16 protein-coding genes are annotated in these 15,270 nt (G+C 71.5%); 10 read left to right on the top strand and 6 right to left on the bottom strand.

Translation table 11 applies throughout. The features are described from left to right. Window positions 1–22 precede the first annotated feature (22 nt). Window positions 23–697 (bottom strand): M23 family metallopeptidase, encoded by a 675-nt coding sequence (locus tag JWP64_RS30505; RefSeq protein ID WP_297503875.1) that lies wholly within the window; start codon window positions 695–697, stop codon window positions 23–25. 378 nt (window positions 698–1,075) lie between these two features. Here JWP64_RS30505 and rpsB point away from each other — a divergent pair, with 378 nt between their 5' ends. The 6 genes from rpsB to JWP64_RS30475 all read left to right on the top strand — a co-directional run bounded on the left by rpsB (window position 1,076) and on the right by JWP64_RS30475 (window position 6,022). Further along, a complete protein-coding gene (rpsB, locus tag JWP64_RS30500) occupies window positions 1,076–2,080 on the top strand; it encodes a 30S ribosomal protein S2 (protein ID WP_297503871.1) in 1,005 nt (334 codons plus the stop codon). 106 nt (window positions 2,081–2,186) lie between these two features. Next, complete coding sequence (gene tsf, locus JWP64_RS30495; protein ID WP_297503869.1) at window positions 2,187–3,002, top strand: translation elongation factor Ts; 816 nt, start codon at window positions 2,187–2,189, stop codon at window positions 3,000–3,002. 6 nt (window positions 3,003–3,008) lie between these two features. Continuing rightward, on the top strand, window positions 3,009–3,767 hold the full coding sequence (gene pyrH / locus JWP64_RS30490; protein WP_297503866.1) for a UMP kinase: 759 nt from the start codon (window positions 3,009–3,011) through the stop codon (window positions 3,765–3,767). 47 nt (window positions 3,768–3,814) lie between these two features. Next, a complete protein-coding gene (gene frr / locus JWP64_RS30485) occupies window positions 3,815–4,372 on the top strand; it encodes a ribosome recycling factor (protein WP_297503864.1) in 558 nt (185 codons plus the stop codon). A gap of 40 nt (window positions 4,373–4,412) precedes the next feature. Then, window positions 4,413–5,282, top strand: coding sequence for a phosphatidate cytidylyltransferase (locus JWP64_RS30480; protein ID WP_297503945.1), 870 nt, complete (start codon window positions 4,413–4,415; stop codon window positions 5,280–5,282). 11 nt (window positions 5,283–5,293) lie between these two features. After that, window positions 5,294–6,022, top strand: coding sequence for a class I SAM-dependent methyltransferase (locus JWP64_RS30475; RefSeq protein WP_297503943.1), 729 nt, complete (start codon window positions 5,294–5,296; stop codon window positions 6,020–6,022). Window positions 6,023–6,036: 14 nt separating this feature from the next. Here the strand turns inward: JWP64_RS30475 and JWP64_RS30470 are convergent, their stop codons facing one another. Next, complete coding sequence (locus JWP64_RS30470; protein WP_297503861.1) at window positions 6,037–6,519, bottom strand: Rieske (2Fe-2S) protein; 483 nt, start codon at window positions 6,517–6,519, stop codon at window positions 6,037–6,039. Window positions 6,520–6,629: 110 nt separating this feature from the next. Between JWP64_RS30470 and JWP64_RS30465 the strand changes: the two genes are divergently transcribed. Further along, window positions 6,630–7,187 (top strand): hypothetical protein, encoded by a 558-nt coding sequence (locus JWP64_RS30465; RefSeq protein ID WP_297503859.1) that lies wholly within the window; start codon window positions 6,630–6,632, stop codon window positions 7,185–7,187. 75 nt (window positions 7,188–7,262) lie between these two features. Then, a complete protein-coding gene (gene rlmN / locus JWP64_RS30460) occupies window positions 7,263–8,375 on the top strand; it encodes a 23S rRNA (adenine(2503)-C(2))-methyltransferase RlmN (protein WP_297503856.1) in 1,113 nt (370 codons plus the stop codon). A 106-nt stretch (window positions 8,376–8,481) separates the two neighbouring features. On the opposite strand, the gene ugpC is transcribed toward rlmN, so the two are convergent. From ugpC to JWP64_RS30440, 4 genes are read right to left on the bottom strand one after another with little or no spacing between them, the layout of a single operon-like run. Then, complete coding sequence (ugpC, locus tag JWP64_RS30455) at window positions 8,482–9,576, bottom strand: sn-glycerol-3-phosphate ABC transporter ATP-binding protein UgpC (RefSeq protein ID WP_297503853.1); 1,095 nt, start codon at window positions 9,574–9,576, stop codon at window positions 8,482–8,484. A gap of 12 nt (window positions 9,577–9,588) precedes the next feature. Further along, window positions 9,589–10,473 carry a carbohydrate ABC transporter permease gene (locus JWP64_RS30450; RefSeq protein ID WP_297503851.1) on the bottom strand — a complete coding sequence of 295 codons (885 nt, stop codon included), beginning with the start codon at window positions 10,471–10,473 and terminating at the stop codon, window positions 9,589–9,591. After that, entirely contained in the window at window positions 10,473–11,411 is a 939-nt protein-coding gene (locus tag JWP64_RS30445; RefSeq protein WP_297503848.1) for a sugar ABC transporter permease, read from the bottom strand. Before JWP64_RS30445 ends, JWP64_RS30450 begins: the two co-directional genes overlap by 1 nt. 34 nt (window positions 11,412–11,445) lie before the next feature. Next, window positions 11,446–12,819 (bottom strand): sugar ABC transporter substrate-binding protein, encoded by a 1,374-nt coding sequence (locus tag JWP64_RS30440; RefSeq protein WP_366890855.1) that lies wholly within the window; start codon window positions 12,817–12,819, stop codon window positions 11,446–11,448. 295 nt (window positions 12,820–13,114) lie between these two features. Between JWP64_RS30440 and JWP64_RS30435 the strand changes: the two genes are divergently transcribed. Next, on the top strand, window positions 13,115–14,131 hold the full coding sequence (locus tag JWP64_RS30435; RefSeq protein WP_297503842.1) for a LacI family DNA-binding transcriptional regulator: 1,017 nt from the start codon (window positions 13,115–13,117) through the stop codon (window positions 14,129–14,131). Between the two features lie 51 nt (window positions 14,132–14,182). Beyond that, window positions 14,183–15,250, top strand: coding sequence for an ATP-dependent DNA ligase (locus tag JWP64_RS30430; RefSeq protein WP_297503839.1), 1,068 nt, complete (start codon window positions 14,183–14,185; stop codon window positions 15,248–15,250). Window positions 15,251–15,270: the final 20 nt, after the last annotated feature.

Genomic DNA, 15,270 nt, shown 5'->3' with positions numbered 1-15,270 from the left:
GTCACGGTGCGCCGCCCGCCGCTCAAAACGGTGGGGGTTCGGGGAGCAGGCGTACCCGCGCCGGCCGCAGCAGTACCAACGGATCGAGGTAGTCCGCCTCGCCCCGGCGCACCCCCCAGTGCAGGCACGCGTCCGCGGGGCAGCCCGCGTGCCCGGCCTCGAGAACCCCGAGGACGTCCCCGCGCCCCACGTGGACGCCCGCGGCCACGGTCGCCCGGACGGGCTCGTACGTGGTCCGCAGGCCGTCCGCGTGCTCGAGGGAGACCACCCCGCGCCCCGCCAGCCGGGCCGCGAAGACCACCGTCCCCGCCCGCGCCGCCAGCACGGCCTGGCCCGCCGTGCCGACGAGGTCGGCACCGCGATGCCCGGTCCCGTACCGGAACGAGGGTGCCCGGAAGACGTTCCCGACGGCCGGGCGGGGCAGCAGCGGCCAGGAGTACCGCGCCCCGGGCGCCGGGACGGCGGCCACCCGGGACGGCCCGGCTCCGGACGGCCCGGTCCCGAAGGGCGCGGAGGGCCCGCCCCCGGACGTCCCGGCCCCAGCCGGCCCGCCCCCGGGCGCCCTGCCTCCGGACGGCCCGGTGGCGGAGGAGCCCGGTTCGGCGCCGGGCCCCCCGGGCTCCACCGGCACCTGACCCACCGCCGTCACCACGCCGATGACCCCCGCCAGAAGCGCCCGGACCAGCCCACCGTTCATCGCTCCAGCCTGACCCCCGGAAGCCCTTCGCGGCCCCCGGCCGGTCCGCCCGTGGACAGCCGGAACCCCCTGTGGACAACCCGGCCCGGCGGAGCCATGCCGGGTGAGGTCGATCGCGCCCACGGCGTACACTCGACATGCACCTCGATCCGTCGAGGTGACTTCGCGCGCACGCGTGCTCCGCGGTCACGGTCCTCCTTCCGGAGGCCGCGCGGCGCAACGGCGACCGGGCGGTCCCGTACCGCCGGCCAGCAGTCTCGGCCGGTGCGGCGGGTCCGGTGGCCGGCGCGGCGCCAGGGTGGGACCACGACAACGTGGTCCCCGCAACCGCCCCGCGCGGCCGAGAGGCCGCGCCCGACGAAAGGGTGAACACCGGCCATGGCCGTCGTCACCATGAAGCAGCTGCTCGACAGCGGCGTGCACTTCGGGCACCAGACCCGGCGCTGGAACCCGAAGATGAAGCGCTACATCCTGACCGAGCGCAACGGCATCTACATCATCGACCTGCAGCAGACGCTGTCGTACATCGACCGGGCCTACGAGTTCGTGCGCGAGACCGTCGCGCACGGCGGCACGATCATGTTCGTCGGCACGAAGAAGCAGGCGCAGGAGGCCATCGCCGACGAGGCGGGCCGCGTCAACATGCCGTATGTCAACCAGCGCTGGCTGGGCGGCATGCTCACCAACTTCCAGACCGTGCACAAGCGCCTTCAGCGGATGAAGGAGCTCGAGTCGATGGAGCAGACGGGGGGCTTCGAGGGTCGTACCAAGAAGGAGATCCTCATGCTGACCCGCGAGAAGACCAAGCTCGAGAAGACCCTCGGTGGCATCCGCGACATGACCAAGGTGCCGAGCGCGGTGTGGATCGTCGACACGAAGAAGGAGCACATCGCCGTCGGCGAGGCTCGCAAGCTGGGCATCCCGGTCGTCTCCATCCTGGACACGAACTGTGATCCCGACGAGGTCGACTTCCCGATCCCGGGCAACGACGACGCGATCCGCTCCGCCGCGTTGCTCACCAAGGTGATCGCGCGCGCCGCCGCGGACGGCCTCATGGCCCGCTCGTCGCGCGGTCGCGGGGACGGCTCGGAGAAGCCCGAGGGCGCCTCCGACGAGCCGCTCGCCGAGTGGGAGAAGGAGCTGCTCACCGGTGGTGAGGTCGGCTCGGACGGGGCCAGCATCAACGGCACCGCCGGTACGCCGGAGACCGCGCCCGCCGCTGCCGAGCCGGAGACCGCGCCCGCCGCTGCTGAGCCGGAGGCCGGCTCCGCCGCTGCTGAGCCGGAGGCCGGCTCCGCCGCCGCTGCGCCGGAGGCCGGCTCCGCCGCCACCGCCGCCGCCCCGGCCAGCACCAGCAACGGCACGCAGCAGACCGCCGGCTGACCTGCCCGATCTCGGCGGCCGGGCTCCTCGGGGACACCCCCGGGAGCCCGGCCGTCGGTCGGATTCCCTCATTCGCACGCTTCCCAAGGAACGAGAAGACACCGAGATGGCGAACTACACTGCCGCGGACGTCAAGCGGCTCCGTGAGCTCACCGGCTCCGGGATGATGGACTGCAAGAAGGCGCTCGAGGAGTCCGACGGCGACTTCGACAAGGCCGTCGAGCTGCTCCGCATCAAGGGCGCGAAGGACGTGGGCAAGCGCGCCGAGCGTTCCACGTCGAACGGCCTGGTCGTCGCCGAGGGCGGCACCATGGTCGAGCTGGACTGCGAGACGGACTTCGTCGCCAAGAGCGACGACTTCGTCTCCCTGGCGAACAAGATCCTGGCCGTCGCGGTCGAGCAGCAGCCCGCCGACGTCGAGGCGCTGGCGAAGGCCCCCCTCGACGGTGGCACCGTCGCGGACGCGATCCACTCGCTCTCCGCGCGCATCGGCGAGAAGCTCGAGCTCAAGCGCTACATCCACGTCGACGGCCCGGTCGCCGTCTACCTCCACCGTCGCGCGAGCGACCTGCCGCCGGCCATCGGCGCGCTGGTCTCGTACGAGGGCTCGGACGACGAGGCCGCCCGCGGTGTCGCGATGCACATCGCCGCGGCCCGCCCGCAGTACACCACCCGTGAGCAGGTGCCGGCGGACCTCGTGGAGAACGAGCGTCGCATCGCCGAGGCCACCGCCCGCGAGGAGGGCAAGCCGGAGAAGATCCTGGACCGCATCGTCGAGGGTCGGCTCACCGGTTTCTACAAGGACGTCGTGCTGCTCGAGCAGGCGTCGGTCCAGGACTCCAAGAAGAGCGTCAAGGCCCTGCTCGACGAGGCCGGCGTCACCGTCAAGGAGTTCGCCCGCTTCGAGGTCGGCCAGGCCTGACGCAGAATGACTGACGACCACGGGATCGACGCCACGGCCACCCCCCGACGCGGCTTCCGCCGAGTGCTGCTCAAGCTCGGCGGGGAGATGTTCGGGGGCGGTGGCCTCGGCGTCGATCCCAAGGTCGTCGAGACGGTGTCGCGCCAGGTCGCGGAGGTCGTCGCGAGCGGCGCCCAGATGGCGATCGTGATCGGCGGCGGGAACTTCTTCCGCGGATCGGAGCTGCAGCAGCGTGGCATGGACCGCTCCCGGGCGGACTACATGGGCATGCTCGCCACCGTCATGAACTGTCTCGCGCTCCAGGACTTCCTGGAGCGCGAACACCATCTGGACACCCGCGTGCAGACCGCCATCACGATGGGGCAGGTCGCGGAGGCGTACATCCCCCGGCGCGCGATCCGGCACCTGGAGAAGGGCCGCGTGGTGATCTTCGGCGCGGGCGTCGGGATGCCCTACTTCTCCACCGACACCGCGGGGGCGCAGCGCGCGCTGGAGATCGGCTGCGAGGCGCTCCTGCTGGCCAAGGGGGTCGACGGCGTGTTCGACGCGGACCCGAAGACGAACCCCGGTGCCACGATGTACCACGAGATCACCCACCGGGAGGTCCTGGAGCGCGGGCTCAAGGTCGCGGATGCCACCGCGTTCAGCCTGTGCATGGACAACCGGATGCCGATCATCGTCTTCAACCTGTTGACCGAGGGCAACATCGCCCGCGCGGTCGCAGGTGAGAGAATCGGCACGCTGGTGAGCACGCCAGAGAACTGACACCGAGAACCACGAACACCGCGGACCGAGCAAGCCTGGGAGCAGCCGTGATCGACGAAGCCCTCTTCGACGCCGAGGAGAAGATGGAGAAGGCCGTCGCGGTGGCCAAGGACGATCTGGCCTCCGTCCGTACCGGACGCGCCACTCCCAACATGTTCTCGAAGATCGTCGTCGACTACTACGGCGCCTACACGCCGCTCAACCAGCTCGCGTCGGTGAACATCCCCGAGGCGCGCATGGTCATCATCAAGCCGTACGACGCCAGCCAGCTCAGGGCGCTCGAGAAGGCGATCCGGGACTCGGACCTCGGCCTCAACCCCAGCAACGACGGCCAGATCATCCGAGTGGTGGTGCCGCAGCTGTCCGAGGAGCGCCGCCGGGACATGGTGAAGGTGGCCCGCGGCAAGGGCGAGGAGGCCCGGGTCACGGTCCGCAGTGTCCGGCGCAAGGCGATGGACGAGCTGCACCGCATCGTCCGGGACGGTGACGCGGGCGAGGACGAGGTCAGCCGTGCCGAGAAGGAGCTCCAGGCGACGGTGGACCGCTACGTCGCCCAGATCGACGAACTCGTCAAGCACAAGGAAGCCGAGCTCCTCGAGCTCTGAGCCCGTGACCGCCTCCCCTCACGACGCCCCCGGCGCTCCGGTGACCTCGGACCTCCCCGGTGCGGACCTCCCGGGCGCCCCGCGCCCGCCGAGGTCCGCGCGGCTCGGCCGCAACCTGGTCGCGGCGATCGGCGTCGGCGTCGCGATGGGCGCGGTCATCATCTCCTCCCTGCTGATCGTCCGGCAGGCGTTCGTCCTCGTGCTCGCGGTGGCCGCGGCCGTCGCCACCTGGGAGCTCGCCGGTGCGCTGCGCCGCGGCGCCGGGATCGAGGTCCCGCTGCCGGTGCTGCTCGTCGGCGGGCAGGCGATGATCTGGCTGGCCTGGCCGTTCGGGCTGCGCGGATCCGCCGTCGCCTTCGCGGTGACGGTGCTGGTCTCGCTGCTGTGGCGGATGCGCGGCGGGGCCCAGGGCTTCGTCCGGGACGTCGGCGCGGGCGTCTTCACCGCGGCCTACGTGCCCTTCTTCGTGTCCTTCGCGGTCATGCTGACCGTCGCGCCGGACGGCGTCGGCCGGGTACTCACCTTCATGATCTGCGTCGTGGCCTCGGACGTCGGCGGCTACGCGGCCGGAGTGATCGCCGGCCGGCACCCGATGGCGCCCACGATCAGCCCGAAGAAGTCCTGGGAGGGCTTCGGCGGGTCGCTGATCGCCGGGATGGTCGCGGGCGCGCTGTGTGTCTCCTTCCTCCTCGACGGCGTGTGGTGGCTCGGCGCGATCACCGGTGCCGTGCTCGTCGTGACCGCGACGCTCGGGGACCTCACCGAGTCGCTGATCAAGCGGGACATCGGGGTGAAGGACATGGGGGACCTCCTGCCCGGCCACGGCGGCCTGATGGACCGGATGGATTCGATGCTCCCGTCGGCGTTCGTGGCGTGGGCGCTGCTGAGCCTCGTGGTGCCGGTCGCTTGACCGCACGGTTCATGGGGTTCGGCGGCCAGGTGAAGCCCGGACCGGCGATCCCCAGCCCCAACATCTGGCACTGGCCGGACGTCTACGCCCGGGAGAACGCCGCCCAGGACGCGGACGGTGCGATCTGGGTCGCGCTCCGCGAGGTCGCGCCCTGGGCCGGGAAGGACATCGTCGACGTCGGCTGCGGGGACGGTTTCCACCTGCCCGTGTTCGCGGCGGAGGCCGCGTCCGTCGTCGGCGTGGAGCCGCATCCGCCGCTGGTCGCGCGCGCCCGCGTGCGGGTCGCCGACACCGGGATCGGCGTCCTGCGTGGCGGGGCCGAGGCGTTGCCGCTCCCGGACCGCAGCGCGGACGTCGTGCACGCCCGGACCGCGTACTTCTTCGGCGAGGGCTGCGAGCCTGGGCTCGGAGAGGCGGACCGGGTGCTGCGTCCCGGGGGAGTGCTCGCGGTCGTCGACCTGGACTTCGCAGCATCGCCCTACGGCGACTGGCTCCGCGCGGACCTGCCCAAGTTCGATCCCGTCGTGGTGGAGCGGTTCTTCCACCGGCACGGCTTCCGCTCCCGCAGCGTCGGCACCGTCTGGCGCTTCGAGGACCGGGCGACGCTCGAGGCGGTCCTCCGGATCGAGTTCTCGAAGGCCGTGGCGGACCGGGCCCTCGCGTCGACGCCCGGCCTCACGATCGACGTCGGCTACCGGCTGCGGACGCGCCACCGACCCGCGACGCTGCTCCGTCCCTGATCAGCGCGGCGCGGTCAGACGACCGTGATCTGCCCGGCCGTCACCGCCACGGGCTGTGCGGTGAGCCCCTTCTGCGCGGGCCCGTGGGTGACCGAGCCGTCCAGCGCGAAGGCGCTGCCGTGGCACGGGCAGACGAGCGAGGTCCCCTCGATCCGGCTCACCGCGCAGCCCTGGTGGGGGCACTTCGTCGAGAACCCCCGGTAGGTGCCCGCGGTCGGCTGCGTGACGATGACGGCCTGGTCCGGATAGACGTGGGCCCCGCCGACGGGCACGTCGGACGCCGGCCCCAGCGCCGTCCCGGCCCCCGCCGCCCCGCCGCGCGAACCGAAACCCGAACCGGAGCCCGACGACCCCGTCTCCGCGCCGGACGACGTGCCCGTCGAGCATCCCGTGACCACGAGTCCCACGCCGAGCGCGGCGACCCCCGCGCCGGCGACGACGGCCCGCCGCCCGATCGGGGTCGGGGCGGCAGGTTCGGGGGCCTGCGGGTTCGTCATGGGTGGTGCTCCTCGCGTCGTGGTGGGATCCGGCGTGGTTGTTGAACCGTCATCTTCCCGGGTGGGGGCTGAGACCCGTGTGAGGTCCGCCGCTCGCTACCGTGGAGCGCATGAGCCGTACGGTGCGCGCGGTCGCGGGGATCCCCGTCCCCCATCTGGAGATCGTCCTGGGCGCCGTCGCGTGGGTCGCGGGCACGCTCGCCCTGCCCACGGGCGTCGGCACGGTGCTGATGGCCGCCGGCCTCGGCGTCACCGGGGTGCTGTGGGTGTCCGTGCGACGCCGGCACGGCCTGGGCGCGCGGCTGGACCGGGCGCTGCGGACGCAGGTGCTCAGGCTCGGGCTCGGGGTTCTCGTCGCGCTCGTCGCGCTGGGCGTGGTGCTCCCGCTCGTGGGCGGCGGCTGGGGGGAGCTGACGGTGCCGATCGGCTGCGCGGTCGTCGGGGTGGCGCTGTTCCCCCTGTCGTCGCTGCTCACGGAGCGGTCCTACGTCGCGCTCGGCGGGCTCCTCGTCGTGCTGGCCGCGGTGGGCGCGCTGCTCGCCCTGAACTCGGCGGGTGCGTCGCTCCCTCAGGGCGTCGTCGGGATCGTCGGCGCGCTCCTGCTGTGGCTCGCCGGCTGCCGCCGCATCGGCCTGTTCGGCGAGCTCCGCGCCCGCGTCGGGCGGTAGGACCGGACGGCTCCGCGTGGTCCGGCTCCCACCGGGCGGGCAACGGGCCGGCGAGCTGGCACAATGGGAGAGGTCATGCCTACGCCCCTGCCGCTCGTCTTCGACGAGCCGAAGCGCGCCCTTCCGCCCCGCCACCTCGCCGACCTCGCCCCGGCCGACCGCAAGGCCGCGGTGAGCGAGCTCGGCCTGCCCGGGTTCCGCGCGGACCAGCTCGCCCGGCACTACTTCGGCAGGCTCACCGCGGACCTCGACGAGATGACGGACCTGCCCGCCGCCGCGCGCGAGACGCTCGCCGCGCTGCTGCCGCCGCTGGTCACCCCGGTCACCGAACAGGTCTGCGACGACGGCCAGACCCGCAAGTCCCTCTGGCGCGGCCACGACGGCGTGCTGGCCGAGTCCGTGCTGATGGGGTACCCGGACCGGACGACGGTCTGCATCTCCAGCCAGGCCGGGTGCGGGATGGCCTGCCCGTTCTGCGCCACCGGCCAGGGTGGGCTGCAGCGCAACCTGACCACGGGCGAGATCGTGGACCAGGTCCGCCAGGCCGCCCGGGCCGCCCGGGACGGGGTGCTGGGGAAGCCGACCCGTCTGTCCAACATCGTCTTCATGGGCATGGGGGAGCCGCTCGCGAACTACAAGCGGGTGGTCGCGGCCCTGCGACGGATCATCGAGCCCGCGCCGGAGGGGCTGGGGATCTCCGCCCGCGGGGTCACCGTGTCCACGGTCGGGCTCGTCCCGGCGATCGACAAGCTCGCCGCCGAGGGCCTGCCGGTGACCCTTGCCGTCTCCCTGCACTGCCCGGACGACGAGCTTCGGGACACCCTCGTGCCCGTCAACAACCGCTGGAACATCGCCGAGGTGCTGGGCGCGGCGCGGCGCTACGCGCAGGCCACCGGCCGTCGGGTCTCGATCGAGTACGCGCTGATCCGGGACGTCAACGACCAGCCGTGGCGGGCCGACCTGCTGGGGAAGATCCTCCGCCAGCAGATCGGCGCCAAGCGCGTGCACGTCAACCTCATCCCGCTGAACCCCACGCCGGGCAGCGAGTGGGACGCGAGCCCCAAGCCCGTCGAGCGGGAGTTCGTCCGCCGGGTCGTGGCCGCCGGGATCTCCTGCACGGTCCGGGACACCCGGGGCCGGGAGATCGACGCCGCCTGCGGCCAGCTCGCCGCCACCGCCCGCCCCTGACCGGCCCCTTCGCGCGTCTCCGCGTCTCCGCCCGTCCGACGCACGAACGGCACTTTCGCTCATACCTGGTGAGCGAAAGTGCCGTCCGTGAAGATCAATCCGGGCGCTACAGCCGCTCGCCCGTCTCCGGGCTGAACAGGTGCAGGTCCTCGCTCGTCGGCGTCAGGGCGATCTGGTCACCTCGCCGCGCCCCCGATCGCCCCGCGGATCGCACGACGACCGGTGTCTGCTTCTCGTCGTCCAGGTGCGCGTAGAGGAACGCGTCGCTCCCGAGCTCCTCGACGACGTCCACCTGCGCCTTGACCCCGCCGGCCCCGTCCCCGTTGTCGCCGCCGACCGCCCACTGCTCCGGCCGGATGCCGAGCGTGATCGTGTCCTGGCCGGCGGAGGAGATCCTCGAGTGCAGGGACCCTGGCAGCGCGAGGTCGGACGAACCGATCCGCACGCCCTCCGCGCCGACCGGCAGCGTGAACAGGTTCATCGCCGGTGAGCCGATGAACCCGGCCACGAACACGTTGGCCGGCTTGTCGTAGAGCTCCGCGGGCGTGGCGAACTGCTGCAGCGCCCCGTCCTTGAGCAGCGCGACCCGGTCGCCCATCGTCATGGCCTCGACCTGGTCGTGCGTGACGTAGACGGTGGTGACGCCGAGCCGGCGCTGCATGGCCGCGATCTCGGTGCGGGTCGAGACCCGCATCTTCGCGTCGAGGTTGGACAGCGGCTCGTCCATCAGGAAGACCTGCGGCTCGCGGACGATCGCGCGACCCATCGCCACGCGCTGGCGCTGACCGCCGGAGAGGGCGCGCGGCTTGCGGTCCAGGTAGTCGGTGAGGCCGAGGATGTCCGCCGCGGCCTTCACCTTCTCCTGCTGCACCGCCTTGTCCACGCCCCGCATCTTCAGTGGGAACGCCATGTTCTCGCCGACGGTCTTGTTCGGGTACAGCGCGTAGTTCTGGAACACCATCGCGATGTCCCGGTCCCGCGACGCCACCCCGACCATGTTCTTGCCGCCGATGCGGATCTGACCGGCGTCGATCTCCTCGAGGCCGGCCAGCATCCGCAGCGCGGTGGATTTGCCGGAACCGGACGGACCGACCAGGACGACGAACTCGCCGTCGTCGATGATCAGGTCCAGCCGATTGACGGCGGGCTTCGCGCCGGGCGTGTAGATCCGCGACGCCTGATCGAACTCGACTTCAGCCACGACGGGCCCCCTTCACTTGACGGCCCCGAAGGAGAGGCCCTGGACGAGCTTGTTCTGGGCGATCCACCCGGCGATGACGACGGGCAGGGCGGCCATGGTGGCGGCCGCACACAGCTTGGCGAAGTACAGGCCCTCGGAGGTGATGAACCCGACGAGGAACACCGGCACCGTCGCGGCCCGCGCGGCGGTGAGGTTGACGGCGAAGAAGAACTCGTTCCACGCGAAGATCACGCAGATCAGCGCCGTCGCCGCCATGCCGGGGGAGATGACCGGGAGCACGACCTCGCGCAGCGAGCGGGCGAGCGAGGCGCCGTCCATGCTCGCGGCCTCGAGGAGCTCCTTGGGCACCTCCTGGAAGAACGAGCGCATCATCCACACCGCGATCGGCAGGTTCATCGCCGTGTAGAGGACGATCAGCGTCCAGATGTTGTCCAGCATGCCGATGTCGTTGACGACGACGTAGATCGGCACGATCGCCGCGACGACCGGGAGCATCTTGGTGGAGATGAAGAAGAACAGGACGTCCTGCACCTTCTTCACCGGCCGCAGCGACACCGCGTACGCGGCGGGCGTGGCCAGCACCAGCACCAGGATCGTCGAGACGACCGTCGCGAACAGCGAGTTGAGCAGGTACGGGCCGATGCCGGCGTCGAACACCGCGCGGAACTGGTCGAGGGTGGGCGAGAAGAACAGCTTCGGCGGGGTGGTGTAGGCGTCTGCCTCCTGCTTGAAGGCGGTGAGCACCATCCAGAGGATCGGGAAGAAGAACCCGATGCCGACGATCCAGGCCAGCACGCTGAGCAGCGTGCCGCCGACGCTCCTCCTCGCCTTCGGGTTGAGTTGCTGGTCGTCGCCCCCGGCAGGAGTGACGGTGCGCTCGGGCGTCGCGGTGGCCATCACGACTCCTCTCCGGAGAAGCTGCGGAAGATCAGGCGCAGCGCGAACGTGGAGACGATGATGGTGGCCACGACGACCACCACGCCCATCGCCGCGGACTGTCCGATGTCGAAGCCCAGGAACGCGCGCTGGTAGATGTAGAAGGGCAGGTTCGCGCTGGCGGTGCCCGGTCCGCCCTGGGTCATCATGTAGATCGCGTCGAACGTGTTGACCAGGTAGATCGCGCCGAGCACCAGGCCCAGCTCGATGAACCGGCGCAGGTGCGGGATCGTCACCTCGCGGAACACCGCGAAGGTCCCGGCCCCGTCCACCCGGGCCGCCTCCAGCACGTCGTGTGGCTGGCTCTGCAGCCCCGCGAGGGTCAGCAGCATCATGAACGGCGCCCACTGCCAGACCAGCGCGATCATCACCGAGGTCAGCGGGAACGTCGAGATCCAGTCCGTCTGACCGGCGCCGAACGGCGAGAGGACGAAGTTGATCAGGCCGTAGGTCGGGTCGAACAGCACGGTCTTCCAGAGCAGCGCGGCTGCCACCGGCGTGATCAGGAACGGCGTGATCAGCAGCGTCCGGATGAAGCCCCGGCCGAAGAAGGCCCGGTCCAGGAGCAGCGCGAAGAGCAGCCCCAGGATCATCGAGAAGATCACCGCGCCGGCGGTCAACAGGACCGTGTTGAGCGCGACCTGGCGGAACTGGCTGTCCGTGAAGACCTTGACGTAGTTGTCCAGGCCCACGAACTGCCGGCTGCCCGGCCGGACGAGGTTCCAGGACTGCAGCGAGTAGTAGATGGTGAACAGGAACGGCAGCTGCGTGATGATGATCGTGAAGATCAGCGCCGGCAGCAGCGGCGCGCGACGGATCCACCCGTCGGCCCGCGATCCCGGTCCGCGGTCCGGCCGCCGCGGGGTGACCTCCGCGGGCCGCTCGGCTGTGACGGTCATGATTTCGCCTCCGCGGGAGTGAGTACGTCGGCGGTCATGAGCCCGCTCCCTGCCGTTTGTAGGAGTCGCCGACGGTCTGCGCATAGACCTGCGCCTGGTCCAGCGCCTCGTCGGTCGTCTGCTGGCCGGCGATGGCCGCCGACAGCTGCTGGCTGACCCGCGTCCCCAGGTCCTGGAACTCGGGGATCGCGACGAACTGAATGCCGGTGTAGGGCACCGGCTCGACGGTCGGCTTCTTCTGGTCGGCCGCCGCGATGGCGTCGAGCGTGGGCTGGGCGTAGGCCTTCGACGCCTCGACGTACTCCGGGATCTGGTAGGTCGACTGCCGCGCGCCGGGCGGCACGTGCTCCCAGCCCAGCTGTCGCCCGACCGTCGGGCCGTACTCCTTGCTCGTCATCCAGGACAGGAACTTCCAGGTGTCCTCGGTGCTGCCCTTCCCGTCCGAGGTCTTCGGGATGGCGAGCGACCAGGCGTAGAGCCAGCCGGCGTTCGGCTTCACCACCATCGGTGCCGGCGCGTAGCCGACCTTGCCGGCGACCCGGCTCTCGACCGGGTTCTCGACGATGCCGGCGGCGACCGTCGCGTCGTACCACATCGCGGCGTTGCCCTGGCTGAACTGCGTGCCGCACTCGCTGAACCCGCTGCCCGCGGCGCCGGGCTCGCCGTACTGACGGACCAGGTCGACATAGAAGTTCGCGGCCTGGCGGAACTGCGGTGACGTCAGCTGCGCGTTCCACTGCGGGTCGAACCAGCGGGCGCCGAAGGTGTTGGCGACGGTGTCGAACGGCGCCATGACCTCGCCCCAGCCGGGCTTGCCGCGCAGGCAGATGCCCGCCATGCCCTTGGCCGGGTCGTCTAGCTTCGCCGCGGCCGCGGCCACATCCTGCCACGTCGGCTGGGCCGGCATGCTGATCCCGGCCTGCTCGAAGAGGTCCTTGCGGTACATGAGGAACGACGACTCGCCGTAGAACGGGACCGAGTACATGTGCCCGTCGGGGCCGGAGAGGGCCTCCCGGACGGCCGGGATGAAGTCGTTCTCGTCGTACCCCGGGCTCCGCGCCATGAGCGGGTCGAGGTCGACCAGCCATCCGTTGGCCGCCCACTGCGGCGTCTCGTAGTTCGAGATCATCACGGCGTCGAACTCGCCGCCGCCGGTGGCGACCGATGCAGTGATCTTCGCGCGGGCCTCGTTCTCCGACAGGCTCACGAACTTGAGCCGGATGCCCGGGTTCTCCTGCTCGAACTGCGGGGAGAGCTGGATGGCGTCCTGCATCTGCGGGTTGGAGACGATCGCGATGGTGATCGTGCGCTGGCCCTCGCCCCCGCCGCCGAGCGCGCCGGCTCCCGCGCAGCCCGTCACGGTCAGGAGCAGGGAGGCCAGCACAGCCAACGGGGCCGAGCGGGCCACCCGTGGCCGTCTCCGGGACTGCCGCCGCCCCGGCTCGTCGGGTGTCGATGTTCGTGGTCGGGCCACCATGCCCTCCTCGCTGACGCCGGTGGAGCTTGCACTCCCGAAGTCGAACGTGTCCTATATCACCAACTGCTGTACGGTAAACCCGAGTTAAGCGTTTGCGCAACGGCTTAACCCCTCGTGACCCGCGGAATCGCGACCACCATCTCCGGGCGCGGTCCGTGATCACGTCATGCTCTTGTCCAGGGAGATCGAGTTCCGGCGCGCCGGACCGGCATGCGGAGGTGGAGCCATGGCGACCATGGCCGACGTGGCCCGGCTCGCCGGGGTCTCGATCGCGACGGTCTCGCACGTTCTCAACGGGACCCGGACGGTCCGTCCGGAGACCCGGGCGCAGGTGCTCGACGCGATCCGGGCCGCGGACTACACGCCCAACACGGTCGCGCAGTCCCTGGCCACCGCCCGCACCAGGACGATCGGGCTCGCCCTCTCGGCCATCTCGAACCCCTACTTCGGCGAGCTGCTGCACGCCGTGGAGTCCGAGGCCGCGAAGGCCGGGTACACGCTGCTGCTCGTGGACCCGCACGAGGACCCGGACCTCGAGGACACGGTGGTGCGGAAGCTGCACGCCCGGCGCGTCGACGGGGTGCTGCTCGCGCCGTCGGCGGACCCGGGGGAGGCGCTGGAGTACCTGACGAACCGCGCGGTGCCCACCGTGCTGATCGACCGCCTGATCGACGACCGGATGGACCAGGTCGGCACGGAGAACGTCGAGGCGGTGGCCGGGCTCGTCGGGCATCTGGCCGAGCGGGGCCACCGGCGGATCGCGCTGGTCGCGGGCCACCCCGGCCTCGCGACGACCGTCGAGCGCGTCGAGGGCTACGAGCGGGGGCTGAGCCGGCACGGGCTGGCGAAGGACCCCGCGCTGCTGGTCGACGGTCACTCGGAGGCCGACCTCGCCCGCGCCGCCGTACAGCGCCTGCTGGACCTGGACCGCCCGCCGACCGCGATCGTCACCGGCAACAACTCCATGACCATCGGGGCGATGCAGGCGCTACGGGACGCGAAGGTCGAGGTGCCGCGGGACATCGCGCTCGTCGCGTTCGACGACTTCCCGTGGGCGGACCTGTTCGCCCCGCGGCTCACCGTCGTCGCGCAGCCGTTCGACCGGATCGGCCGGGAGGCGGTGCGGCTGCTGCTGCGCCGGATGGCCGACCCGTCCGCGACCCCGACGACGACGCGCATGACGCCGGAGTTCGTCCACCGGGAGTCCTGCGGGTGCGACCTTCCGGCGGTCGGCCCGTCCTGATGCGATGACCCGTCCGGACGGTGCGGGAGTGGTCCGGGGCACACTGGTGCCGTGCAGCTGCCCGTGATGCCGCCCGTAGCCCCGATGCTGGCCAAGCCGGTCAAGGACATCCCGGAGGGCCAGCTCTACGAGCCGAAGTGGGACGGGTTCCGGTCGATCGTGTTCCGGGACGGCGCCGAGGTCGAGATCGGCAGCCGCAACGAGCGGCCGATGACCCGGTACTTCCCGGAGGTCGTCGAGGCCGTCCTCGCCAACTTCCCGGAACGGGCGGTGATCGACGGCGAGATCGTCGTCGCGGACACCACGCGCAACACCCTGGACTTCGAGGCCCTGCAGCAGCGGATCCACCCGGCGGTGAGCCGGGTGAGCATGCTGTCCGAGAAGACGCCGGCGAGCTTCATCGCGTTCGACGTGCTCGCCCTGGGCGACGAGGACCTCACCGGGCGGCCGTTCGCGGAGCGGCGTGCGCTGCTCGAGGAGGCCCTGGCCAAGGCGGCACCCCCGGTGCACGTCACACCGCTGACCCGGGACATCGAGACCGCGCGCCGCTGGTTCTCCCTGTTCGAGGGCGCCGGGCTGGACGGGCTGATCGCGAAGAGCCCGGACGTGGTGTACGAGCCGGACAGACGGGTCATGAGCAAGATCAAGCACGAGCGGACCTGCGACTGCGTCGTCGCGGGGTACCGGGTGCACAAGTCCGGGCCGGACGTGATCGGCTCGCTGCTGCTCGGGCTGCACGACGAGCGCGGGGTGCTGAACTCCGTGGGCGTCGTCGGAGCGTTCCCGATGGCTCGCCGCCGCGAGCTGTTCGCCGAGCTCCAGCCGCTCGTGACGGAGTTCGAGGGGCACCCGTGGAACTGGGCGGCCCACGAGCAGGGCGAGCGGACCCCGCGGAAGAACGAGACGAGCCGCTGGAACGCGGGCAAGGACCTGTCGTTCACCCCGTTGCGGCCGGAGCGGGTCGTGGAGGTCCGCTACGACTACATGGAGGGCGCGCGGTTCCGGCACACGGCGCAGTTCGTCCGCTGGCGTCCGGACCGCGAACCGGAGTCCTGCACCTACGCGCAGCTGGAGCGCCCCGTCTCGTTCGACCTCGCCGGGGTGCTCGCGGGCGGCTGAGCCCGGTCCCGTCGCGGCGT

This window comes from Pseudonocardia sp. (assembly GCF_025465255.1).
Classification (GTDB): Bacteria; Actinomycetota; Actinomycetes; order Mycobacteriales; family Pseudonocardiaceae; genus Pseudonocardia.
The sequence above is the reverse complement of the archived record's forward strand: the minus strand, read 5'-3'. Positions and strand labels throughout refer to the sequence as shown.

What these genes read in the sequence shown, in the direction of transcription:
- JWP64_RS30505 (WP_297503875.1), bottom strand. Translation starts at nt 697, where the DNA reads ATGAACGGTGGGCTGGTCCGGGCGCTTCTGGCGGGGGTCATCGGCGTG.
- rpsB (WP_297503871.1), top strand. Translation starts at nt 1,076, where the DNA reads ATGGCCGTCGTCACCATGAAGCAGCTGCTCGACAGCGGCGTGCACTTC.
- tsf (WP_297503869.1), top strand. Translation starts at nt 2,187, where the DNA reads ATGGCGAACTACACTGCCGCGGACGTCAAGCGGCTCCGTGAGCTCACC.
- pyrH (WP_297503866.1), top strand. Translation starts at nt 3,009, where the DNA reads ATGACTGACGACCACGGGATCGACGCCACGGCCACCCCCCGACGCGGC.
- JWP64_RS30475 (WP_297503943.1), top strand. Translation starts at nt 5,294, where the DNA reads ATGGGGTTCGGCGGCCAGGTGAAGCCCGGACCGGCGATCCCCAGCCCC.
- JWP64_RS30470 (WP_297503861.1), bottom strand. Translation starts at nt 6,519, where the DNA reads ATGACGAACCCGCAGGCCCCCGAACCTGCCGCCCCGACCCCGATCGGG.
- JWP64_RS30465 (WP_297503859.1), top strand. Translation starts at nt 6,630, where the DNA reads ATGAGCCGTACGGTGCGCGCGGTCGCGGGGATCCCCGTCCCCCATCTG.
- rlmN (WP_297503856.1), top strand. Translation starts at nt 7,263, where the DNA reads ATGCCTACGCCCCTGCCGCTCGTCTTCGACGAGCCGAAGCGCGCCCTT.
- JWP64_RS30450 (WP_297503851.1), bottom strand. Translation starts at nt 10,473, where the DNA reads ATGGCCACCGCGACGCCCGAGCGCACCGTCACTCCTGCCGGGGGCGAC.
- JWP64_RS30445 (WP_297503848.1), bottom strand. Translation starts at nt 11,411, where the DNA reads ATGACCGTCACAGCCGAGCGGCCCGCGGAGGTCACCCCGCGGCGGCCG.
- JWP64_RS30435 (WP_297503842.1), top strand. Translation starts at nt 13,115, where the DNA reads ATGGCGACCATGGCCGACGTGGCCCGGCTCGCCGGGGTCTCGATCGCG.